The following is a 24,223-nucleotide window of genomic DNA, read 5'->3' on the forward strand; positions in this document are numbered from 1 at the left end:
TTACCTAGTCATATGCCTAAACTGTTCGTAAGGTATGCGATACAGCAGCTCTTCCCCCCTCCCGAAGCGGGCGATTTCTTCCACCATAGTAAGGCTTAGTCGCTGCAATTCGACCATACCTGCAACATGCGGCATTAGGACGGCATTCTCTAGTGCCATTAATTCGCTGGATAGGGGGAGCGGCTCTTGTTCATACACATCCAACACCGCATGGATACGACCTGTCTGTAGTTCTGCAATCAGCGCTTTCTCATCGATAATAGCGCCTCTTGCTGTATTAACAAGCAAAGTGCCATCTTTCAACAGCGCAAGGCTTTCTTTATTTAATAGATGCCAAGTTTCATCTGTTTTGGAAGCATGGAGGGAGACGATATCTTGATCGGACAGGGCTTCCTCTAAGCTGCAGAGAGTGACATTGGGATAGGCTTCCAGCATGTCCTGGGTAATATAAGGATCATAGAGCTTGACCTTAACGTTAAAAGGTTGCAACAGCTCCAGTAGAAATCGCCCTACTGTTCCGAGGCCAATCAGACCTATTCGAGCATCCAGCAGACTGCGACATGGAGCGGTATTCCAAATGCCGCGCTTCGTTACTGCTTGGCGCTGTACGATCTGCCGCATGCCAGTTTGCATGTAGGCTAGTGTTCCTTCGGCAACATATTTGGCCATCACCCGGTTGGCACTGCAGACCTCGATGCCTCTCTCGTAAACGGCCTCAGTTAGAAAGGTAGCGACGCTGCCGCCAGGTGTTACGATGAGCTTGAGGTGCTTCGCATGGTCCAGAACGTCTTCCGTAAAGCGCGGGGCACCTTGCCATGCCATGACAATGCAAACCTCCATTTGGTATAGCATCACTTTAAGTTCATCGGGCGTACAGACTGTGCTATGTACATTTTCTCTCAGGTTGCCGAGAGCTCTCAGTTGGCTGAGAATTGGAGAAGGGAAGAATTGCTTCTTCAGCTCCCCCGTGTGTAGAGATAATAGGATATTCATAGGTATAGTTCCTCTCTTATATAGGAGATGAAGGCAGGAAGTGCTACCTCGGGGTCAGCAAGATAAGGTCGCCACAGTTTCTCCCACTTAAATGTTACCCAACCTTGGAAATCCGTGTCTCCAATGGCGCTTACGTAGTCACGCATGGGAATTTCCCCCGTCCCTGGCAATACATCTTCATAGCCATTCTCGTGAATTTGGATATCAGCGACATAGAACTGCTTCGTAATTCCTAGTGCTGCGTGCCGAACGCTATTCGCATCTTCGCCTTGAAGCCAGCAATGATCGGAGGATACGATGAGCCCTAGCTGGGTACTCCCGCATTGCTGAATGACATGAGCGCATTCCTGGATATTTAAATTATTGTAGTGATTCTGAATCAACAGTGTTAACGGATTCGAAGTTTCACTTAAAACTTTACGGATCACTTCAGTCAGCCGCTCTACATACCTAAGTGCTGCAACGCCATCTTTCGGTTTCTTACCTAAACCGATTCGCATAGAGGCTGCTCCCAGCTTGTTCGCAAGCTCAATATGACGGAGCAGGCTTATCTCCATTCGATTCCATGAAGCAGGATCCTCTCCTCCAGTTTCGTTGTAAGCTTGGAGACTGGCTAGGGCAATACCCTCGCCACGCAGGGTATCGCGTAGCTCCCTCAAATGCTCCTTAGTAGCATCCAAGGTCAGTTCTCCAGAGGAATCGGATACGCGCAAATCGATTCCATCAAACTCGTGTATTTTCGCTAGCCGAATGGCTTCTACACCGGATAAGTCAGGTGTGGCCAGCGTGCTATAGCTAAGTTTCATCGATGCTCAATTCCCTTCTCCAAGCGGTCTAAAGCAGTTGTCTTTGTTATCTACTATACGGTTTTAGAAGCGAAAATACTTGTGTTGTATGAATGTCAAACGTGTGTTATTTTGATGTAACGTGGTGAATGCTTGGAAGGAGTTTGTATCAATGCAGATTCGACACTTTACAGCTGATCAAGTTATTGATCCGACGATTGAAGCCTATTATCGCATTCATAAGACGAACAGCAATGTGCGTATGCTGCATAATCATGAATATTACGAGCTTCATTGCGTCTTAAAGGGAACGATGAAGCACGCTTTCGCGGATGGCACTAGTCAACAGCTACCTGTCGGGAGCTTGCTATTCATTCGGCCGGATGACGTGCATGTGTGTTTGGCAGGTTCTGAGGAAGAATGCGAGTATATTAATATCGCCTATTCGGTTGATACAATGAATGCGATTCTTGATTATTTAGGAAAGGGGTACCAATCAGAACGTTTGCTAGCCTCTCCCTATCCACCGTTATATTTGTTAACAGAATCAGAGCGTAAACATTTCCTACAGCAATTCGAACGGATCGCCGCCATGCCGCTGGACAAGAAAGATCAGATCAAGACAGGCTTGAGGATGATTCTTGTGAACAGCTTGACCCAACATTTCTCTACAATTACGGATGCGAAAGAATATGATGTACCTGAATGGCTAACGAATGTGTACGGTGAGATGTTCAAGAAAGATAATTTCGTAGTAGGATCTGAGCGAATGGTGGAATTGTCGGGCAAGAGCCATCATCATCTGTGTCGGGAATTTAAGAAGTATTATCAGATGACGCCAACGGACTTTATTAATAGTTTACGGTTGAATTATGCCGCTAATATGCTCGCATACAGTTCACAAAGTGTAATGGACATTGCGATGGACCTCCATTTCTATAATCTGAGTTACTTTCATCAACTGTTCAAAGCTAGATTTGGAATGAGTCCAGTGAAATATCGGAAGCGGCAAGGGAATGAAAAACTAGAGCAGTGATGGGCCTAGGAGGCATAGCTTTTCAAAAAAAGCGATTCTTGAATATGAGTTGGCAATGTGTGACAATGGGAAAGGTAACTCAACCGCATGTAAGCATGCAAGTGAGTCAGTTTCGAAGGAGGAATTAGGATATGATAAAAACAATGAAGCTTGGAACTAGCTCCTTAGAAGTTCCAGTTATTGCAGTTGGATGTATGCGAATTAACTCGCTGGACAAGCTTGAAGCAGAACGATTTGTCCAAGGTGCACTGGATATCGGAGCTAATTTCTTTGACCATGCGGATATATACGGCGGCGGTAAGTGTGAGGAAATTTTCGCCGATGCGATCCATATGAATGCTACTGTGCGAGAAAACATTATTCTACAATCCAAATGTGGGATTCGTAAAGGGATGTTCGACTTCTCCAAAGAACATATTTTGGAATCCGTGGACAACATATTGAAAAGGCTCAAAACAGATTACTTGGATATCCTGCTTCTGCATCGTCCAGATGCTTTAGTGGAGCCTGAGGAAGTCGCGGAAGCATTCGATTTGCTAGAAAGCTCAGGCAAAGTCAGACATTTCGGTGTTTCCAATCAGACGCCTCTGCAAATTCAATTGTTGAAGAAATCGGTCAAGCAGCCGCTAGTCGCGAATCAATTGCAGTTAAGTATCACCAACGCAACGATGATTTCCAACGGTATCAATGTAAATATGCTGAATGATTCCGCAGTGGATCGTGATGGCGGTATTCTTGATTTCTGCCGTTTGAATGACATTACGATTCAACCTTGGTCACCATTCCAATATGGATTCTTCGAAGGTGTATTTCTCGATAACGAGAAATTCCCCGAACTGAATCTGAAGATTGATGAAATCGCCGCGAAATATGAAGTATCCAATACGACGATTGCGATTGCGTGGATTTTGCGTCATCCAGCACGGATGCAGCCAGTTACAGGAACAATGAGTATCAATCGTTTAATCGATTGTGCCAAAGCTGGCGATATTCAATTGACGCGTCAAGAATGGTATGAAATTTACCGTGCGGCAGGGAATATTCTTCCCTAGTCACTAGAGATTCAAAGCGTTCACTCCAGCGGAGTGAGCGCTTTTTTTGTCAACTAAACTGAAAATATTCTCCAAATCTCCCAGTTGTTTTTGGAAACATTTCCTTTAAACTAGAGACAAATGATGCCTGAGAAAATGTAATCAAATGGTAGACTTTCTATAGACTGGGGAGACGATAGGATTGCGCGGAGTCAGTTTGATTTTCAAAGTATTACTTGGATTTGTCGCGATAACGGCGGCTCTCATTCTGTTTCTCTATTACAATAATGCTTATGGGATGAAGATTCTGCGAGAAGAAGTGTCCAAAACCAACTACACCCTATTGCAATCACACGGCTTACAGATGGACAGTGGACTTCAGGAAACGACGTATTATCTCCTTAGGTTAATTACGAGTGATACCTCATACCCGGATTTGATAACGCTTTCGTTGTTTCCCATAGAGTCGAGCAATTACTTTTTTGCGAAGCAGCGAACGATGAGATCGTTCACGAATAACTTAGATGTATTTCCAGAGGTAGATATCTTTTTTGTATACTCGAAAACGACGGACGAAGTTATTTTTGCCACAAGAGATCAACATTTGCTAACGGAATCAGATCATATGATTCGAACTGAAATGCTTCAAACGGCAGACGATCCTAATAAAAGTTGGCGGCCAACGAAACAAGGGGATCATAGATATCTGTATCGCACGGAGAAAATTAGCTCGGAACTCATCGTCGGTGCTGTAGTGAATGTAGCAACATTCTTGTCTCCATTACGTGATGTTCGATTCGGAGATAAAGGTACGGCCATGCTGCTGGATACGAACCGGGAACCGATTAACGATAGTTCCATTCCTGCTGAACAGATGGCTGTCGCTAGAGGAGCCAAAGGTTCTGAACCGTTGGGGGATGGAACCTTCCGAATGAACTATGAGAAAGTACCCTATTTATTAATCGGTTATCCACTGAAAGAAACAGGATTGGAACTAGCTGCGATTATGCCAGAGCAGGATTTGCTGCGCAGGCTGACATTTTTTCAACGGATGATCTATATGATTCCGATTGCAGGTACACTGGTACTCCTCTTGTATTTTCTATTTCTGAAAAAGGTGCTGCAGAAACCACTCCAAGAATTAATGAATGGGATGCGCAGTATTATGCGTGGTAATCTGGAGTTTCGCATCGCAGCAGGAAATGTTAAGGAGTTTGTGTTTCTAACGGATACATTTAATAAAATGGTCACACAGATTCGATATCTCAAAATGGATGTGTATGAGGAACAGCTGAAAAAGAAAGAGGCTGAATATAAACATCTGCAAGCGCAAATTAATCCACATTTCTATTTGAATTCGCTTAATCTCATCTACAGTCTTTCGGAACTGGAAGAAAACGCTTTGGTTCAGAAAATGACGGAGCATCTCGCTGATTATTTCCGCTTTATTATGCGAGGCAGCCGAGAATATGTGACCATTGAAGAAGAAACGGCGCATATTCGTGACTATTTGGAAATTCAAAAACTCCGTTTCCCGAGCAAAATGTTCTATACCTGTGAGATTTCCGACAAGCTGCTTGAGATTCCGCTTCCACCGCTGAGTATTCAACCGTTCGTTGAGAATGCAGTTGTCCATGGGATGAAAAAGCCTGGTCATGTGTTCCGGCTAGATATCCGAATTAACGAATCTGAGAAGAATCCAATGTGCATGGATATTCGAGTAACAGATAATGGTCCGGGATTTCCACCAGATCTCTTACGAGCTTTACAGGAAGGCAGCTACTCAGGCAACAGTTCTGTGAAGCATTTGGGCATTTGGAATGTGCAAGAGAGGTTAAGGTTGAAATATGGGCAAGGGGCCAACTGCACATTTGAGAATCTGACTACTGGCGGGGCCGAAGTGATGCTAACTGTACCGATCGAGCGACGAAGAGGAGATGAGGATTCCCATGATTAATCTGTTAATGGTAGATGACGAGGAATATACCGTGAGAGCGATGCACAAGGCGATTGATTGGGGAGCTGAGGGGATCACGACGATTTACACAGCCGCTGACTCGGATGAAGCGATGTCGATCATTCAAGAGCATCCCGTTGATCTCATCATTTGTGATATTGAAATGCCTGGAATGAATGGACTAGAACTTCAAGCATGGGTGAACGTCTATGCGCCATCCATGGTTACGATTTTCTTAACGGGGCATGCCGACTTCACGTATGCTCAAAGAGCGATTCAACTGGGAGGCTTCGATTATTTGCTGAAGCCTGTGAAACGAGATCATTTGCGTAAAGTTGTGGAAAAGGCAGTGAGCCAGGTTAGACAAGAACAAGAATGGCACCATTACAATGAAAATGTTCAGAAATATACCTCCATATGGGAAAAACAGAAACCAGTGTTAATCGAACGTTTTTGGCAAGATGTGTTGGATGAGAGGGTTCGCATGCATGCCAATGAAATAGAGCAATCCTTAGTCGCCTCTGAATTGTCACTGACAACATCAACGTTAATCGTGCCCATTTTGATCAGTGTGGAACGTTGGCACAAAGAATTTACGCTTCGTGATGAAGAAATCATGAATTATGCGCTGCGGAATGTAGCTAGTGAGATGTTGCTGAGTGATCATGCTGGAACTGTTATTCAAGATCGAAGCGGGTTGAACCTTGTCTTATGTTATGTGAGTGAGGACAAGGAGTCCCTACCCTGGCAGGATTGGGAACAAGCTTGTACAGCGTATGTAGATGCCTGCTCTCGTTATCTGTACGGCACCGTATCTTGCTTTATTGGCAAGCCTACGGTACTTTCCGATATTTCTCAAACCGTCTATGCGTTAATGGATACGGAACATGAGCATGTATCTGGTCATAGTATCATTCAATTTGTAGACAGCGAAGTGCCGAGATCAACGAATGTGCGGCAATTCGCAATCCCCATCGCGTGGGAGGAGTGGATCAAGCTATTCGAGAGCGGCAAACGAACAGAATTAACCTTACGCCTGCAGGCCTTGTTCACGGAACTTCGTAAATCGGATGTGGATGCGGAGATTATTAGCGCGGTGTATCATTCCTTGCTGAATTTCATTTATCATGCGGCACATAAGAAAGGTTGGCCTGTCAAAATGCTAATGCCCGAGGGCAGGCGAGGCGAGGAGAAGAATCCGCCACGATCGCTTACCCAGTTACAGACGTGGGCAGAGCGACTATTTTCGGCGGCCATGAAGCAAATGGCGGAGAGCGGCGTGGAGAATCTTGCCTTAATCGAGACGATTAAAGCGTATATCCAAGAAGATTTGAACGGCGTGACCCGCGAAAAAATTGCCGCTTATGTTCATCTTAATGCAGCATACCTATCTCGGATTTTCAAAAAAGAGACTGGTCAGTCCATGATGGATTACATCATTGCTGAGAAAATGAAGCAAGCCAAAGTACTCCTCATTGAATCACGCACCAGAATTAGTGATATCTGCGAGCAATTAGGATATGAGAATTTCTCTCATTTTAGCAAAATGTTCAAACGTGTTGCGGGAATGACACCTCAGGAATATCGGAAGAGTTACCAAAGTTTATACCTCGATTCAGGGAGCAGCAGTCATTCGTGATAGGAAGCTGTATGGCGCGCAAGGCCGAAGCGGAATGGATTTCCTGTTTCGGTCTTTTTCATTTCTAATTGGTTACAATCAAGTCACAAAAGCAGTAATAATGTCATTTGACTTCGTAGTCCATCATCTCTTCCAACGATAAACTAAGGTATATAAAGTTCAACAGGAGAGAGAGAGGCGGCACACGTGTACAAAGCTATACATGTCAATTTATTACTTCGCAAAGTTATCAAAGATCGATTCCTGCTGTTGATGCTTCTTCCGGGGACACTGTATTTATTAATTAATAACTACGCGCCCATGTTCGGTACATTAATTGCCTTTAAGAGCATCAATTACGCCGATGGTATTCTGAGAAGCCCTTGGGTGGGGTTCAAAAATTTCGAGTTCCTCTTCCAAACGACAGATGCATGGTTAATTACAAGGAATACCTTGCTTTACAACGCAACCTTCATCGTATTAAATCTCGTTTTCGGTGTTGGCGTTGCCATTGCGCTGAACGAACTGCGCAGCCGGTTTATGGCGAAAATGTATCAGAGCATCTTATTTTTACCGTACTTTTTATCGGCGGTCATTGTCGGATATCTAGGCTTTTCCCTTTTGAATCAGGAATATGGGTTCATTAATAAAGGTATTCTGGAGCCGTTAGGTTTCGAGGCGATTGCTTGGTACAGTGAGCCCAAATGGTGGCCTTACATTCTTCCTCTCGTGCAGCTATGGAAAAATATTGGCTACGGAAGCATTATCTACCTAGCTGCTATCATCGGCATCGATGGCGAATATTATGATGCGGCTTTGATGGATGGTGCTTCCAAATGGCAGCAAATTACGAAGATAACGATTCCGATGCTAAAGCCGATCATGATCATTTTAACCATATTGGCCGTCGGACATATTTTAAATGCTGATTTCGGTTTATTCTACCAAGTACCGCTGGATGCGGGTGCTTTGTATAGCACAACGAATGTCATTGATACGTACGTGTACCGTGCTTTGCTTCATCTGGGTGATATTGGCATGGCTTCCGCGGCTGGTTTATATCAATCCATGGTAGGATTTGTTGTTGTTGTCGTTGCGAACAGCATTGTTCGTAAAATAAATCGCGAACATGCGCTATTCTAGGAGGTTCAACATGAATGCTATAGCTATGGATACCCAAAAAAAGTCGTCAACAACACCAATCACACGACGTACGCGAGACCCGAACAGCATCTCGAGACCGGCAAGCATGGTGCTGAATCTGTCTTTTATCCTGTATTGCATAATCAGCTTGGTGCCGGTACTGCTAGTCTTGTCCGTCTCTTTCTCGGATGAAAATGCGATTGCGTTACATGGTTACAGACTTATTCCAGAGTCCTTTAGTCTTGCCGCCTATCAATATTTGTGGCAGGATGCGGCACATATTGCAAAGGGGTATAGCATTTCGATTTTTGTCACAATCGTAGGTAGTTTATTGGGATTAACGGTGACCGCCATGTTCGCCTATCCCCTTTCGCGTATGGATTTCAACTTCCGTGGATTTTTCTCCTTCTTCATCTTCTTTACGATGATCTTTAGTGGCGGTCTTGTACCTTGGTACCTCGTATATACGAAGCTGTTTCCGATCAAGGATACGTTATTCGCGCTAATCATCCCGAATCATCTAATGAATGCGTTCTTCGTCATCATGGTACGTACGTTCTTTCAAACGACGATTCATCCTTCTCTGATCGAGTCGGCTAGTATGGATGGAGCGAGTGAGATGAAAATTTTCCGCAGCATTGTGCTGCCATTATCTTTGCCCGTGCTTGCGACGGTGGGATTATTCTACACCATTGGTTATTGGAATGATTGGTTTAATAGCTTGGTGTTCATCAACAACGATAACCTCGTGAACTTGCAATACATGATGTACAAGGTGATGAGGAATCTACAGTATTTGACGGCGAACGCGCAAGTAAGTGGAAGCGTTAATATTTCCTCTGAAATTGCCAAACTCCCTAATGAGACTGTTCGCATGGCCATGTGTATCACGGGAATGGGACCCATTGTACTCGCATTTCCGATGTTCCAGAAGTATTTCATTAAAGGCCTGACAGTAGGCGCAATTAAAGGCTAGTTCCGGCAGGAGACCGGTTAGCATATATGAGGTGTACAAATAGGAGGGTTCATATGGTAAAAAGAAAGACGATTCCAGCAGTCTTGGCTTCAGCTGTATCGATGTCGCTGTTGTTCAGTGGATGTACAACATCGAATTCGAACGAGGGCAACAAAGAAACGAGCGCCCCATCAACGGTGCAAGCGACACCAGGAGCAAGTACGAAAACACTTGCGCCTTACAAACTCAGCATGTACATCCCAGCAGCAGGTGCGCCAGCCGATTTGAAGCTGGTGAATGAGGAAATCTCCAACTATTTAAAAGAGAAGATCAATGCGACTTTCGAGTTGAATGTGTTAGCTTGGGCCGATTGGCAGGACAAAATGAATTTGAAATTTGCCTCTAGCGATGCGTTCGATCTGATTTGGACCGTGGCATGGGATAATTTCACAACCAAAATTCAGCAAGGCTCACTTATTGATATGACAGCACTCATTGATAAATTTGCTCCCGATGCGAAGAAAATTATTAATCCTGCACTACTGGAAGGCTCCAAAATCAACGGCAAGAACTACTCGCTTCCCGTGAATAAGGAGCTGGGCAGTCAACGTGGCATCATGCTGCGTAAGGACTTAGTGGAGAAATATAAGATTGATATTACACAAATTAAGTCTGTAACAGATCTTGAACCAGTGTTTCAAATGATTAAAGAGAAGGAACCTAAGGTGACTCCGCTTTATATCAATAAAGACACCAATGTTGTGTACACCATGAATGTAGCTAATTTCGACGGAAATTTGATGCGCAATGCGACAGACTACAAGGTTGTCAACATGCTGGAAACGCCGGAATATCGCAAATCACTGGATTTGGCACGGAAATGGTATGTGAGCGGTTATGTGAATAAAGATGCGGCCACGCTGACGGACATGATGAGCGGACTGAAGTCTGGCAAAGCGTTCTCCTTCTTCGAATGGTTGAAGCCTGGGAAAGATGCGGAAGTCAGCACATCGATAGGTGTTGATTGGGTGCAAGTACCGTTGACACAACCCCTGATTGCGACGAGTGATACGACAGGTTCCATGGTTTCGATTTCCCGTACATCCAAAGATCCTGAACGTGCTGCGATGTTCTTGAATCTGTTGTATACGGATAAGAAATTATTGAATATGCTCGCTTTTGGCATTGAAGGCAAGCATTATGCCAAGGTTGAGGGCAAGAACGATGTCATCGATTTCCCGAAAGGCGTAACTGCGCAGACATCAGGCTATAACCTGAATCAAGGCTACATGTTTGGCAATCAGTTTAATGATTATTTATGGGCGAATGAAGATCCAGCGAAATGGGAGAAATTCAAATCGTTTAACGAGAAGGCAGAAACCTCAAGGCTGCTTGGCTATAATTTCGATCAATCTAGCGTGAAGAATGAAATGGCTGCCATCACGAACGTGAAGAAGGAATTTGAACCAGGCCTTGTGACGGGTACGCTAGACCCGAATGAGATTCTTCCGAAGTACATCGAGAAGGCAAAGTCGGTCGGTCAGGAAAAAGTGTATGCAGAGCAGCAGAAGCAAATTGATGAGTGGGTGAAAACAAAAGGAAAGAAGTGAGTCTAGACAATGAGAACGAAAGTCCTGACGACAGAAGAGATTGAACAATTTCAGGAACTGGGATGGGTTAAGGTTAAGCAGGCGTTTAGCCGTGAGAAGGCACTTGCTTGTCAGGATTTCCTGTGGGATAAAGTCGAAGAAACGTATGGCGTAAAGCGAGATCAACCAGCTAGCTGGATACGCTCCCTTATTTTTCACCAGATATCCTACAGAGGCCCTGAGTTTGATATGTGCAATACCCAACGAATGGCTGATGCCATTGAGGATTTGATAGGTGAGGGTCGTTGGCGAGAGCATGTGGTCTACAACGAGCAAGAGTCCGACTACCCGACTTGGGGCTGGTGGCCTGTTAACTTCCATCATGGCAGAGATAAGCCCTGGGATGTTCCTACTGAAGGTTGGCATTGGGACGGTTCACATTTCCATCACTTTGTGGATAGTCCTGATCAAGGACTACTATGCTTGTGCTTGTTCTCGGACGTGGGCCCGCAAGCAGGAGGTACCTTATTCGCCGAAGGTTCGCATAAGGTGGTGGCTAAGTTCCTGGCGAGGTACTCGGAGGGCATTGATCTTGGCGCAGGGATTCAAACGCTGAATGCCGAGCATCCTTGGCTGGCTGAATTGACGGGATTATCACCTATACCCAATGAACATCAATCGCGTATTGATCGATTTATGAACCAATACGTGACGGATGGGGATGGTTTTAAGCTGCGGGTACAAGAAGTTACGGGGGAACCAGGCGATGTCATCTTATGTCATCCTTTCCTCTATCATGCGCCATCGCAGAATCATAGCGGTAAAGTAAGGTTTTTGTGTAATCGAACGACACCTTTATTTGAACGGATGAATTTGGATCGAGATGACGATGCGAAGTATTCGCCACTAGAACGGAGTATTCGAGCGGCATTAGGTAAGGGGTAACACGTAACTGTTAGAGAGTTGCTTCCATTGGTTTCGCAATGCCGACAGCCAATGGACGTGACTCGGATAGATGAAAATAATAGGGAGAGGGGGGATATAAAAGGTATCTCTGTTGCATTTGGTGCAAACGCTTTCATTGTAAAGCGGATTTCAATCTACTTGTTAACATCCAATAGGAGGCGAAAGAATGAATCTAATGAAGAGCAATCGATTCGTGGCTCGACTATTCTCCCTGATTCTTGTAGTGACACTCATGGGGGCACAATTGCTGCTGGTTGCACCTGCATCCTTATCAGCTGCTGCAACAACCTATTATGTCGATTCCGATAGCGGAAATGATGGGAACAACGGAACAAGCGCTGCATCTCCATGGAAATCATTAGCCAAGGTGAACAGCATGACCTTTGGAGCAGGGGACAAAGTACTGTTCAAGTCGGGCTCCTCGTGGACAGGAACCTTACAGCCGAATGGATCTGGCAGCAGTGGTTCACCGATCACCTTTGACAAATATGGAAGCGGGTCTAATCCTGTTCTGAATGGCGCGGGAGCAGCCTCAACCGTTTACCTGTACAATGTCCAATATATCACAGTGCAGAACTTGGAAATTACCAATGATGCTGCAACCGTTGCTAAACGAAGCGGAATCCTCGTCGTTGGAAAGGGATCTGGCCTCCTAAATAGTATTCATCTTCGGAATCTGAACATCCACAACGTCAAAGGAAGTTCTAACCGCGATACCGACATGTACTTAAATGCAGCGATCTACGTGATGACGCAAGATGGTCCGACTGGGTCTCCGCTTGCTAGCTTTAATGATTTGGTCGTGGAAAATAATAATATCCATGACAATACAACAATGGGCTTCTACTCGAATGGAACAGGCACGCATTGGAATGATGTGACAACGTTCCAGTCATGGTACACGAATGTCCAAATAAAAAACAACACAATCGCTCGGACAGGAGCGGATTGTATCGTAGTTGGGTATGGCAACGGCGTGTTAATCGAGCATAATGCTTGCTATGATATTGGGGTGAATGGCACGAATCATCGCTGGATTGCCGGCATATGGACATGGGCGACCAAGGATGCAACGATTCAGTACAATGAAGTGGCAAGAGTACATTTCCAATCAGGCACAGATAATGATTCAACAGCTTTTGACACTGATATTCACACCTATGGCACACATACGTATCAATATAATTATTCCCATGACAACACAGGCGGATTCTTCATGAGCATGGGGGATTTGAGAAAATTCGGGGGGCAAAATATCGTTCGCTACAACATTAGTAAAAATGACAACCATTTGCATTGGGCAGACGCTACGTTTTCCAGTGGCGACCAAGAAGCTACGCATGTCTATAACAATACGTTCATACAAAATAGCGGCAATGGTTTTAAAATTCAAGGGCTGAAATCTGTGCCTTGGGAAGGCAGCTATTACAACACGAAATTCGAAAATAATATTTTCTCCATTTCCGGAGGCGGGCCAATCGATTTCCCAGCTACGCATATTTATGACAGTAATCTGTACGATGGATTTACACCGCCAACAGATCCGAATGGTGTGATCGGATCACCGCAGCTCGTCAACAGCTCCTCAGGTGGGGATGGTCGAGCAACGACGAGCGGCTTCCGCTTGCAGGCGACTTCACCGGCCATAGATGCCGGTAAAACAATTGCGAACAACGGCGGCCGAGATTTCTGGGGTGGTCCCGTGGGCAGTTCTCCGGATATCGGTGCGAATGAGTACAATGCCTCCTACACCGATACACAGAACCCAACGGCTCCTGTTAATGTGACAGTTGCAAGCGTAACGGATGTTTCCGTTAAACTCACCTGGAATTCCTCTGTGGATAACTTCGGAGTGATGGGCTATAACGTGTATAAAGATTATAACGCAATTACTCTTACGCCGGCTTCAGCCAATTCCGTATCCATCGTAGGTCTTCAACCGAACACAACGTATGTCTTCTATGTGAAAGCCGTAGATGCTGCATGGAATTATTCGTCCGGAGGAAGTAGCTTAACAGTGACGACGAAATCGGCGCCGCCTGCAGTTTCAGCGATTCATACGGCTGCTCCAGTTACGATTGACGGCAATCTGACGGAATCAGACTGGCAGATTACGACGCCGATTAGCAAAACGGTGAGCGGTGTCACCTATACAAGTTCCCAGTTCGGTGTCATGTGGGACAGTACGTATTTATATGTCGGAGTCAACATCACAGATCCTGTACTATTTAATGATTCCACCAATATCTATGATGATGATTCCTTTGATATTTATATCGATGCTAATCATAATCGGAATTTCACGTACGATGCTTACGACCGTCAATTTGCGTTCGGATATAATGATTTGACGGGATCAGAGAAGAATGGACACCTCACAGGTGTGTTGTTCAAAACATTACCAATCACTGGAGGTTATAGTCTGGAAGCCGCTATTCCTTGGAGTAATTTAGGCATTACACCAACTGCGAATATGAAAATCGGATTTGATATTGCAAATAACGACGACAGCAACGGTGGTGCCCGCGATAGTCAGACGATGTGGAACGGCACAGGCAACAATTGGACGAATACGGCTGCGTTCGGTGATGTGCTGTTACTGCCGTAGCTTTCTAAACAATAATAAGTAAAGGGGGGGCCGCTGTATGAAGAATAAAGCGATGTATCATCGACCCGTGCCTGGTAAAGGAAAAGGTGCATGGGTTGCGATGCGCAGTCCGAGACTCCTGCTATTCGCGGCTTGCCTGACCGGAGTAGCTTTCATAGGTATCCTGTGGTGGAATTTGACGCAAGCGCAAGCAAATGTCACAGCCATGGACTATGATGAGGTGATTGCCACGGTAGATGGAGAAGCCATCGTAGAGCAGGAGCTGCAGTGGCAGATGAAGAAGCTGAGTTCTCATACAGATGGCAACCTAGAAGTTAAGCTTGCAGATAAACGTGAATTAGCGTTAAATAAAAGTATACAATTGAAAGCGCAACTTATGGAGGCCAAGCGAAGAGGATTACTTGAATCGGTTCGCTACACGGATTATGTGTCGCAATGGCAATCCGAGCATACAAGACGGAAGGATGCGGCCTTGAACAATGAGATCGTTTATGGGCCGATAACGATTGAGGAAGATCAGTACTATGACTTCTTCGTATCCGATATCCTTGGGAAGTTACGAAATCACATCTTGGCTGAGAAACCATTCTCACAAGAGGAGATTGCTGCTTATTACCAAGAGCATGTATCCCTATACAAAAAACCGAATCGTCTTGAAACCACTATGTTTGTTGTCGCATTTGGTAAAGAGGTCTCCAAGAATGAGGCACTTCGTGCAGCCCAGTCACTAACCGATGGCTTGAAACGTGGAGAGTCTGCGGAGAAGCTACTCGTACGAGAGAGCGGTACGAAGATCTTACAGGAGCAGCGAGTATTTAATGAACAAACGGCAAAGCAAGATACCATGAATGGCACGAATGTATGGCGCAGCGTTCAGTCGTTACGAGAAGGTGACTTTTCGAACCCGATCGAGGAGAACGGCAGCTATTATATATTCGAATGCTTAGCGTTGGAAGACACGGGCTTCTTACCGCTGGAGAAAGCGAGTCCAGGTATAGAAATCGCCCTCATGGAGCAAGCATTTCCACGTATGACCGAGCGTTGGATTAACGCATCTACAATTGAAATCAAGTCGTCTAATAAGCATACGAATTAAAGGCCTCTTTGTTAAGACAACGACCATCATTTCCTCTATCAGGAGGACATGATGGTCGTTATTTATCGTCATATTTAGTTGGAAATTGTATCCAGTAACGTTTGAACATAGGCATCAATACTAAACCATCGCGTATCTATGGTAACAGGGACTTTATTTTCAACCATTTCAATGGCTTCTCTTGGATTCAACAAATCATATCTCGGACTATACATTTCAGTGAACGGTGGTAAATCTACTCGTCCTTTAGGTGCAATTGGGACAGCGCCTAGTAACTGGGCTTCGTAGAGTGCTAAGGTGAGACTGCCGCCAATCGTCACTGAGACAGCTGCCCTTGCCTTAGATAATAGTTGATAGTACTCTGCGTGTGGCAGCCTGCCTACTTCAATGCCAAGTTCTCTCCACATGGCCACAGGATAGTGAGACAGCGGTGATACCGGTGAAGCGATAACGACACGATAACCTAATTCCATGAATTCAAAGGCCAAGCGGACAGAGAGATAAGGCTGATAAAATTCATTCATTCTTCCAGGAAAGACAATAAGTTTCTCGCGTTCTTCCGAAGGTTGGACACCATTCATGGCAGCGTTCACATAGTCATGATCGTAAGGGAAACCAGCAGCAATAACTTTAACTTGGGAACCGGGAGGCAAGCACCTTATGCCCCAAGGCACCATACTGGGATTCGTATAGAAAATAGCTTTCAATGAGGGATGATGGAAAATCCATAGGGATTCCAAGTCTAACACATTGGTGAAAGGGTTCCAGACATCATGTTCCTGAATATAAAGATGCTGGGGAACAGGACTTGCTTCTTTGATCATATCGAAGAGGGTGAAGCGCGTAATTAAAACAGGAGTCTCAGGGTCCTCTGGCAGCATAGGAGAAAAGGTGTACGGGACTCCCGCGGAATCGAGACCTTTTCTTAAGCCGCTCAGATAATTCGGATACCACGCGGTTTGATCATTCTCGTCAACAAGTACATGTAACATGATAAGGAAGCCTCCATGGGGACTAAGAATTAACTTGATATGCAAAATATATCATATTTTCTTCAGGATATCATGCCTTTCCATTGGGGTGATTCCGTTGGTTAAGTTACTCGATAGGAGAAAGAAGGTGCGAATGAATGGCTCCTATGGACGAGCGAATTTTCTTAGAATCTGGTAGAGTTCGTGACGGGATTCGGCATGAAAGGGAGGTTATTTATGTAGGTCGTAATGGTCAGCAAGTTGAGCGAATTCAAGTAGATATCCATGGTACCATGACCAACTATATCTATAAGCCGCTGACGAATTATCCCAGCAAGGGGAAAGAAGTATGGTTGCAAGAGAATTTGCACGTTCGTATTCCGGAGGTACACATCCCCATGATCCTTTTCTATTCACGCGGGTTGGAACCGGAAAAGGAATGGATGGTTTTCGAAGATTTGGGCGAACTGAAACATAATTTCAGCTGGGATCTGATGCTCAAAACGGCAGCGTTTATTCCCTATTGGCATCTCGTACCGACAACGCTGCTGCCTGATGAATTTGAAGGTCATACTCCGAGAAGGAATGAAATTCGAAGTTCGATTGTGGCTAAGGATGCGCAATTAAAACAACTATTCAAGAGATTGCGATTTCTAGATAGTGACATCACATTCTTTTATGAAGAAATTTTATGCCAAGATCAACGCGACATGGAAAGCGTCATTTCACATGGTGATTTGTATCCTTTAAATATCGGGGAAGTGAATCATACAATCTACATTTTCGATTGGGAGTACGCGCATGTGAATAGTGTATTCTGGGATCTGTATACGCTGATGGACATCACGAGCCCGCTATATAAGCGTTTGGTCATTGGGCAGGAATCACGTCTAGCTATTCTTACTACATATATGTCCGAGCGTGAGCGCCTTCAATCGCCAACTGGTGATAACTTCATTATAGAGTATCACAAATATAGTGCGTTATATTCCGCGTGGCTCTTGCTTTTAATAGAAGAGGATATCGCCCAAGAGAAATTTGAGAGATCTGCCCTTATAAGGCAGTATAAGGAAACCAGTGAGATTCTAAAACTCGTTTTTGAATATTTGGTAAACTTCAAGGGACAAATTTTATAAAAAAACTGCAAAATTCGACAAAATTGCTTTATAATAAGGATACTATATGCTGTTGAGGGAGATCGTAAGCATGTTTTCATCACTAGATAAGTTCCCATTAAAAACAATTTTAATTTTCTTAATCGCTATATTAAGTATGAATTTAACGTATTTTCAACATTCCAAGGTTCTATTAAACAATCATCAAAAAGAGAAAATCAAACTCGTGACCTCGACGATTTCTGCCGAACTAAGTAAGCAAAGTGAAGTAGAGGCAACCTACGATGAAATGCTGGGTCATGAACTCCGGACGGCTTCAATCGTGATTCAGAAGTCCCTTCATCCTGATTTCAACCAAGTCACGAACGAACAGCTCGTTGCGTTGGCGAAGGAATTGAATATAGGCGGGATTACGCTATTCGAGAGACGAGGAGATGACCTCATTGGGGTCAGATCCTCGGATCCCAAAGAAATCAACGCAAGCTCCAAAACATGGGGAATCGTATATTCAGCGCAATTACAGTTAACAGACCGTAAACGTGTAGATGTTGGTACCGGATTGACGCTTGAGAACTTTTGGAGCGGCCCCATTGATACGGCTTCAACAGATGAAGCGGACGTTAGGAAATGGGGAGAATTCTACGATGGAACGACCAACTATCTTATTAATCCGTATTTGAACGTATCAAGCAGTCTCGAACACTATCGTCAAAAAGTAGGTGTTGATGCTAGTATTCAAGAGCTCCTTGAAAATAACGAAGGAAATTTAATAGAGATTGGTGTCTTGAATCCAGAGAAGATCATCGATAAATCGCCAACACCTAATAATAGAGCTAGCTGGTATTCGGAACGTTTCCTACTTAACGGCAGCTACAAGTATCGAGATGGTGTTGAAGAGAGTAAGATCAAGGAAGCTTTAACCAAAAACAGTACCATTTTTTACAATGTGAATTTGAATGGGAAGAACGTATTGAAAAGTTTTACGCCGTTGGTCACGACGAATCTGAAGTATAAGCGCGATGACTTACCCAAAGTGGTTATGGTTGCAACCGATTACAGTCAGATCGAAAAAACCTTGCATCAGCAGTTTCGTGAAGTTTTTATTTTCATGTGCATTGTTACACTATTAGTGTGCGTTGTTATTGTCATCCTGTATTCGATTACGCGGAAGAAGAATGAAGGAGCTGTGAAGACAGTTCAAGATGTGTATCTTGCCAATATTAATTCGATCGTTCAGTCGATCAAAGAACAGCGTCACGATATTATCAACCATATTACGACCATCTCGTGGATGATTAAACTTAAGAAATATGAAAGTCTGCAAGACTACATAGATCCGTTAATTCAAGAAGCGAAAATGATGGATAACAAAATAAAAGCGGTTGAAATTAATATTCCTGCATTAAGCGGAATTATCCAAGCCAAGTTGGCACAATCCGAACTGCACAACATTGACATGCAGGTGGATTTTAAAAACATGGAAAATTTGCGACTTACAACAATTAAGACCACGGATTTAGTTCGCATATTAAGTAATTTGATCGATAATGCGTTTGATGCGACGATCGAGCTGCCTGCCAACGAAAGGAAAATCACAGTGGAAGGCATCGTTCAAGCCAACCAACTGACGATTCAAGTGCAGAATTCTTGTAACCCTGTTAGCCCAGACATTCAAATGCGAATATTTGATTCAGGCTTCTCGACGAAAATTGGCAAGAACAACAAAGGTCTTGGACTTCATATCATTAAACAATTAATTGAGCGTTATAAAGGAAGAATTGATTTCACTACACAAGAGGCTGGAGTTACCTTTTCCATCGTCATTCCGTTAAAACATGAGAAATAAAAAAAAGAATGTATAAGATTTCCTTACACTCCACATCCTAAGCTTACACCACGAGAAGGAGTGATTTACGAATGGCTAACAACAACAATACATTGCTAGTTCCACAAGCTAAAGCCGCTTTAAATCAATTGAAATACGAAGTTGCTCAAGAATTAGGGATTGCGCTGCAACCGAATGGTTACAACGGAAATCTTCTCACTCGCGACGCAGGTTCAATCGGTGGTACGATCACGAAGAGATTAGTACAAATCGCTGAACAACAACTTCAAGGTTTCAAACGCTAGTTCGTTTAGTCATAGGCAAACCAAAAAGACGACAATCACTCTTCCTACTCGGGTGACTGGAGTCTTTTTTTCTTTACAATTCGATTGGTTTAGGGAATCATGTAAGTTGAGACTATGTGAAAGTGAGCGAAAGCAGCGATGATTATACCTGGACTTGTATCCGTCACATTTCGTGAAAGATCAGCAATTGACATTATTGAGTTAAGCCGTGAGTGTGGGTTGAAAGCGATTGAATGGTCGGAGAACGCACATGTGAAGCCTGGGGATGTAGCTGGGGCACACAATGTATACGAAAGAACAATCGATGCTGGCTTGCAGGTAGCCGCGTATGGTTCCTATTTCCGTTTACTTGCCAATGAATATCCCGAGCACGTTTTTCGTGAGAGCTTGACTGCTGCCAAAGCATTGCATGCGCCGATTATTCGCATATGGGCAGGAACATTGCCATCTGCGGCGGCAACCTCGGACGATTATACTCGCATGGCACGAGAAGCTAAGCAAATGGCTGAGATGGCTGAGGCAGAAGGTATCAAAGTTGCCCTTGAGTGGCACAGAGGCACACTAACCGACACGAATGAATCTTCTATGCGCTTGTTGGATGCGGCAGATCATGCCAATCTTTATTGCTTGTGGCAGCCAACACCTGAGCTTTCGGTCAAAGAACGTTGTGAAGGACTCCATGAATTAGCGGCGCGAAAGAAGCTGTTAAACCTTCATGCTTATTATTGGGAAAGAGATACGCGCCGACCATTCTCGGAAGGAATTCATGAGTGGTCGCAATACTTGGCACAGATAGACATCCGTGAAGATCGCTACATCCTGATGGAGTTTGTCATGGGTAATACCGATGAACAACTGAAACAAGATGCCACAGCCTTACAGCACTTATTACATGATTTATCATAAAAGTTTCTCTCATGAACGGAGCAGCGCGATTAGCGAGCTCCGTTTATTTCATTCACATACATCTTTAACAATTAGGAGTGTAGTTACCTAACAATTATAGGCTAAAGTGAGTGTATTGAAGGAAGGCATAACCGGTTACAACCAACTGAATAGGGGAGAAAAGGATGACTCAGAATTTGCAAAATTTATTACTGAATAGTGTACGCGCATCGATTGGCAACATGCTGCCACAAACCTTAGATCAAACCGAAGTGCTTACAAGCAATGAACCGATTCGAAAGGACGAAATCGGGGTCTCTATCAATTTCACGAATAGTGAGTATTGTATGATTCTAGATGGTCAGCGTGTCGTATTTAGCCGAATGAGTGAAGCGATTTTCGGGATGTATATGGAAGGTGAGATGCTGGATAGTTGTGTGAGTGAAATCGCTAACATTATTGCCGGCAGAACCACTACGATCCTCGGTGAACAAGGTGTTGCCCTCGATATTACGCCACCTTCTTTATTGGAGGAGAATTACCATTTCGACAATGTGACTAACAAGCTGATGCTGCCCATATCCATTCAGACGGTTGGCGATATTCGCGTCGTGTTATTGAAAGAGCATTGATAAGAGGAGTGATTGGTTATGGCTAAAATATTAATCGTGGATGATGCAGCATTCATGCGGATGATGCTGAAAGATATTTTGACGAAAGGTGGACATGAAGTTGTTGGTGAAGCGGAGAATGGCATAGTAGCTATTCAAAAGTATCAGGAACTGAAACCGGATATTGTTACGATGGATATCACGATGCCCGAGATGGAAGGCGTAGAAGCCGTTAGGGAAATTAAGAAAAAAGATGCGAATGCGAAAATTGTCATGTGTTCAGCAATGGGGCAACAAGGCATGGTTGTTCAAGCCATTCAAGCAGGAGCTAAGGATTTTATCGTCAAGCCTTTCCAGGGTGATCGTGTGTTGGATGCGATACGAAGAGCTATATAATACATAAAGATGAACGCTCGTCCTGTGCAGAATGAAGCACAAGGATGGGCGTTTTTTGTTTACGTATATCTATAGAAGCATGATGTGAGTAGTGTGAAAGTCATGATCATGCATGTTGAATATAGGTATAAAGGCTTACAATTAGGATAAAAAACTTACAAACTAGGGTCCTTTATCATCATTTCTATAAACTTTCTGCCAAACGTTAGCTAATTATTAGCAAAAAACATGTTTATCTAAAATCCTAGATAGAAGTTTCACAACAATTCATCGGTAAGATAAAGGTATTGAGAAGTACAAACTTTGTTATGGAATTGCGAGGGACCCACAACTATGAATCTAATCCACTACTACCGCGAGCAATTTATCGAATTGATAGCACTATTCGAGCCTACCTGGGAGGAGGATCCATTCTACAAGTATGGGTTTCGATGGAATGCCATGACGACGAAGATGTTCAAAGAATCTTTTCAGATGAGTCAAGGTGAAGGAGAACCCTTGTATTTAATGTATGCACTTGAACTTCCAGAGAAATACAAGAACACGAATATCAGTGAAGTTGTTAAGAAGGAATCTTCTTCCTATGAGCTCTCCATGTATTACTACTCAGAGAAGATTCTCTTAATTTCCTGTGTATCCATTGAGAATTTGCAACAGACTTCATTAGGTTTTCTAAATCAAGCACGTGGGGAAATCATTGATCTTGTGTTTTCAGCAATTCAATTGAAAGACATGTAACCAACAATTAGGGGGATTTCGTAATGAAAGCAACGATTAGAATGAAATTATTAGCAGGATTTATTCTTGTGCTCGCGCTTACATTTACAGTAGGTTTAGTGGCAATTCTAAGTATGAATTCGATTCAAAAATCAGCAGTAAATGTTCAGGGAAATTGGCTGCCTAGTATTCTTAAGATTGATCAAATTAAAACGGATTTCTTCGAAGTTCGAGTGGCTTTTCATCAAATTATTCTTGAGTCAGATCCAGATAAAATCGCAAGTGCGAAGACAAATATCCTACAAAACAAAGAAAATGCCTTGAAAGAGATGAAAGCCTACGAGGAATTAGTAAACCCAGGGGAAGAGACGAAAATTTACAATGATATACTGGCTTCAATGACGACTTATATGAATCAAGCAGATGCGATTATTCAATTAGCTACGAAGAATGAAGATCAGCAGGCCTATGATGTGATTACACAAGTAAGACCCGCACGGGCACAGACAACGGATTTGTTTGACAAATGGATTCAATTTAATGAGGTAGGTTCCAAGGCAGAAGTAGATACAGCTGTTTCTGAAAATAAGTCAGGTACATTGACCATTATTTTATTGGGTATATTTGCAATCTTAATCGGTATTAGTGTCGCTCTGTATTTGTCAGGCAGTATCTCCAGAACCGTACAATCCCTTCTATCCGTCGTTACGAAAGCAGCGGAAGGTGACTTGAGAGAGAAAGCAACTTCGAAAACAAAGGATGAGCTCGGTTCATTGGCCGAGGCCTTTAATGATATGTTAGAGAATCTCCGTGTGCTCATTAGTAAAACGGTATCTTCTTCACAGAATGTTGCAGCAGCTGCGGAAGAAATTTCTGCGACTACGGAGCAAATCGCCAAAGGAAGCATGCACCAAGCAGAGTCAACACAAACCGTGAACAGCTTATTTAAAGAACTTTCACTTGCCATTGACTCCGTTGCTCAGAATGCAGAAGTCGTCGCTGAGCTTTCCGAACAAACTAGAAAAGGTGCTAAAGAAGGTGGAATTGCTGTTCAAGCTTCCATTACTTCAATGGGGAATGTATCGAAGCAAATGTCTTTGCTTGAGCAAGATGCAGAGAAAATCGGTCAAATTATCGAGGTCATTGATGATATCGCAGATCAAACGAACTTATTAGCACTTAACGCTGCGATTGAAGCGGCTAGGGCAGGAGAACAGGGTAGAGGCTTCGCGGTTGTTGCGGAAGAAGTTAGGAAATTAGCTGAACGCAGCGGCGAGGCGACGAAACAAATTGCCATTATTATTAAAGGTATGCAAACCAATACGGATTTGAGTGTCAAAGCAGTTTCAGAAGCAGCTGAGCTATCTGAACGCACGGGAACCCAGTTTGATAATATCGTTCGCATGGTTGCGAATACTGCACAGCAAGTAACGGAAATCGCTGCCGCAAGCGAGGAACAATCCGCTCAATCGGAAGAAGTACTAAGTTTCATTCAAAATATTGCTTCAGTTAGCCAACAGTCTGCCGCTGCGGCCGAGGAAACGGCAAGCTCTTCCCAATCGCTAGCAACTTTAGCAGATGATTTGAATCAATCCGTTTCTAATTTCAAAGTGTGAGAGGA

Annotated in this window: 21 protein-coding genes; 18 read left to right on the top strand and 3 right to left on the bottom strand. The window is 43.8% G+C overall.

The window, feature by feature from the left end; translation table 11 throughout:
• Both AC58PV_RS07255 and AC58PV_RS07260 read right to left on the bottom strand, forming a co-directional pair.
• The gene (locus AC58PV_RS07255; RefSeq protein ID WP_497431598.1) at positions 1 to 993 is read right to left on the bottom strand and encodes a hydroxyacid dehydrogenase; all 993 of its coding nucleotides are present in this window, start codon (positions 991 to 993) and stop codon (positions 1 to 3) included.
• The gene (locus AC58PV_RS07260; RefSeq protein WP_497431599.1) at positions 990 to 1,799 is read right to left on the bottom strand and encodes a sugar phosphate isomerase/epimerase family protein; all 810 of its coding nucleotides are present in this window, start codon (positions 1,797 to 1,799) and stop codon (positions 990 to 992) included. The genes AC58PV_RS07255 and AC58PV_RS07260 overlap by 4 nt, the downstream gene beginning before the upstream one ends.
• 151 nt (positions 1,800 to 1,950) lie before the next feature.
• Here AC58PV_RS07260 and AC58PV_RS07265 point away from each other — a divergent pair, with 151 nt between their 5' ends.
• From AC58PV_RS07265 to AC58PV_RS07310, 10 genes are all read left to right on the top strand, one after another.
• Complete coding sequence (locus tag AC58PV_RS07265; RefSeq protein ID WP_497431600.1) at positions 1,951 to 2,814, top strand: AraC family transcriptional regulator; 864 nt, start codon at positions 1,951 to 1,953, stop codon at positions 2,812 to 2,814.
• Between the two features lie 134 nt (positions 2,815 to 2,948).
• Positions 2,949 to 3,866: an aldo/keto reductase gene (locus tag AC58PV_RS07270; protein WP_497431815.1), complete on the top strand. Its 918-nt coding sequence runs from the start codon at positions 2,949 to 2,951 to the stop codon at positions 3,864 to 3,866.
• A gap of 181 nt (positions 3,867 to 4,047) precedes the next feature.
• Complete coding sequence (locus AC58PV_RS07275; protein ID WP_497431601.1) at positions 4,048 to 5,802, top strand: sensor histidine kinase; 1,755 nt, start codon at positions 4,048 to 4,050, stop codon at positions 5,800 to 5,802.
• Positions 5,795 to 7,441: a response regulator transcription factor gene (locus AC58PV_RS07280; RefSeq protein WP_497431602.1), complete on the top strand. Its 1,647-nt coding sequence runs from the start codon at positions 5,795 to 5,797 to the stop codon at positions 7,439 to 7,441. Before AC58PV_RS07275 ends, AC58PV_RS07280 begins: the two co-directional genes overlap by 8 nt.
• A 252-nt stretch (positions 7,442 to 7,693) precedes the next feature.
• Positions 7,694 to 8,563 carry an ABC transporter permease gene (locus AC58PV_RS07285; protein WP_497431816.1) on the top strand — a complete coding sequence of 290 codons (870 nt, stop codon included), beginning with the start codon at positions 7,694 to 7,696 and terminating at the stop codon, positions 8,561 to 8,563.
• Between the two features lie 10 nt (positions 8,564 to 8,573).
• Positions 8,574 to 9,539, top strand: coding sequence for a carbohydrate ABC transporter permease (locus AC58PV_RS07290; protein ID WP_497431603.1), 966 nt, complete (start codon positions 8,574 to 8,576; stop codon positions 9,537 to 9,539).
• 53 nt (positions 9,540 to 9,592) lie between these two features.
• On the top strand, positions 9,593 to 11,128 hold the full coding sequence (locus tag AC58PV_RS07295) for an ABC transporter substrate-binding protein (RefSeq protein ID WP_497431604.1): 1,536 nt from the start codon (positions 9,593 to 9,595) through the stop codon (positions 11,126 to 11,128).
• A 9-nt stretch (positions 11,129 to 11,137) separates the two neighbouring features.
• Positions 11,138 to 12,052: a phytanoyl-CoA dioxygenase family protein gene (locus tag AC58PV_RS07300; RefSeq protein WP_497431605.1), complete on the top strand. Its 915-nt coding sequence runs from the start codon at positions 11,138 to 11,140 to the stop codon at positions 12,050 to 12,052.
• Between the two features lie 187 nt (positions 12,053 to 12,239).
• Positions 12,240 to 14,681, top strand: coding sequence for a sugar-binding protein (locus tag AC58PV_RS07305; protein ID WP_497431606.1), 2,442 nt, complete (start codon positions 12,240 to 12,242; stop codon positions 14,679 to 14,681).
• Positions 14,682 to 14,718: 37 nt separating this feature from the next.
• Complete coding sequence (locus AC58PV_RS07310; RefSeq protein WP_497431607.1) at positions 14,719 to 15,777, top strand: peptidyl-prolyl cis-trans isomerase; 1,059 nt, start codon at positions 14,719 to 14,721, stop codon at positions 15,775 to 15,777.
• Positions 15,778 to 15,851: 74 nt separating this feature from the next.
• On the opposite strand, the gene AC58PV_RS07315 is transcribed toward AC58PV_RS07310, so the two are convergent.
• Positions 15,852 to 16,769, bottom strand: a complete 918-nt coding sequence (locus AC58PV_RS07315) for a hypothetical protein (RefSeq protein WP_497431608.1) — start codon at positions 16,767 to 16,769, stop codon at positions 15,852 to 15,854.
• 137 nt (positions 16,770 to 16,906) lie between these two features.
• Here AC58PV_RS07315 and AC58PV_RS07320 point away from each other — a divergent pair, with 137 nt between their 5' ends.
• The 8 genes from AC58PV_RS07320 (at position 16,907) to AC58PV_RS07355 (ending at position 24,218) form a co-directional block, all read left to right on the top strand.
• Positions 16,907 to 17,884: a hypothetical protein gene (locus AC58PV_RS07320; protein WP_497431609.1), complete on the top strand. Its 978-nt coding sequence runs from the start codon at positions 16,907 to 16,909 to the stop codon at positions 17,882 to 17,884.
• A gap of 70 nt (positions 17,885 to 17,954) precedes the next feature.
• Positions 17,955 to 19,709 (top strand): sensor histidine kinase, encoded by a 1,755-nt coding sequence (locus AC58PV_RS07325; protein WP_497431610.1) that lies wholly within the window; start codon positions 17,955 to 17,957, stop codon positions 19,707 to 19,709.
• Between the two features lie 71 nt (positions 19,710 to 19,780).
• Positions 19,781 to 19,993, top strand: a complete 213-nt coding sequence (locus AC58PV_RS07330) for an alpha/beta-type small acid-soluble spore protein (protein ID WP_068667643.1) — start codon at positions 19,781 to 19,783, stop codon at positions 19,991 to 19,993.
• A gap of 138 nt (positions 19,994 to 20,131) precedes the next feature.
• Positions 20,132 to 20,899 carry a sugar phosphate isomerase/epimerase family protein gene (locus AC58PV_RS07335; protein ID WP_497431611.1) on the top strand — a complete coding sequence of 256 codons (768 nt, stop codon included), beginning with the start codon at positions 20,132 to 20,134 and terminating at the stop codon, positions 20,897 to 20,899.
• A 164-nt stretch (positions 20,900 to 21,063) separates the two neighbouring features.
• Positions 21,064 to 21,510, top strand: a complete 447-nt coding sequence (locus tag AC58PV_RS07340; RefSeq protein WP_497431612.1) for a chemotaxis protein CheX — start codon at positions 21,064 to 21,066, stop codon at positions 21,508 to 21,510.
• Positions 21,511 to 21,528: 18 nt separating this feature from the next.
• Complete coding sequence (locus AC58PV_RS07345) at positions 21,529 to 21,885, top strand: response regulator (RefSeq protein ID WP_497431613.1); 357 nt, start codon at positions 21,529 to 21,531, stop codon at positions 21,883 to 21,885.
• 333 nt (positions 21,886 to 22,218) lie between these two features.
• Positions 22,219 to 22,623, top strand: coding sequence for a hypothetical protein (locus tag AC58PV_RS07350; protein WP_497431614.1), 405 nt, complete (start codon positions 22,219 to 22,221; stop codon positions 22,621 to 22,623).
• Positions 22,624 to 22,646: 23 nt separating this feature from the next.
• On the top strand, positions 22,647 to 24,218 hold the full coding sequence (locus tag AC58PV_RS07355) for a methyl-accepting chemotaxis protein (RefSeq protein WP_497431615.1): 1,572 nt from the start codon (positions 22,647 to 22,649) through the stop codon (positions 24,216 to 24,218).
• The last annotated feature ends 5 nt before the right edge of the window (positions 24,219 to 24,223 follow it).

The sequence above is a fragment of the Paenibacillus sp. J22FR83 genome (genome assembly GCF_059691955.1).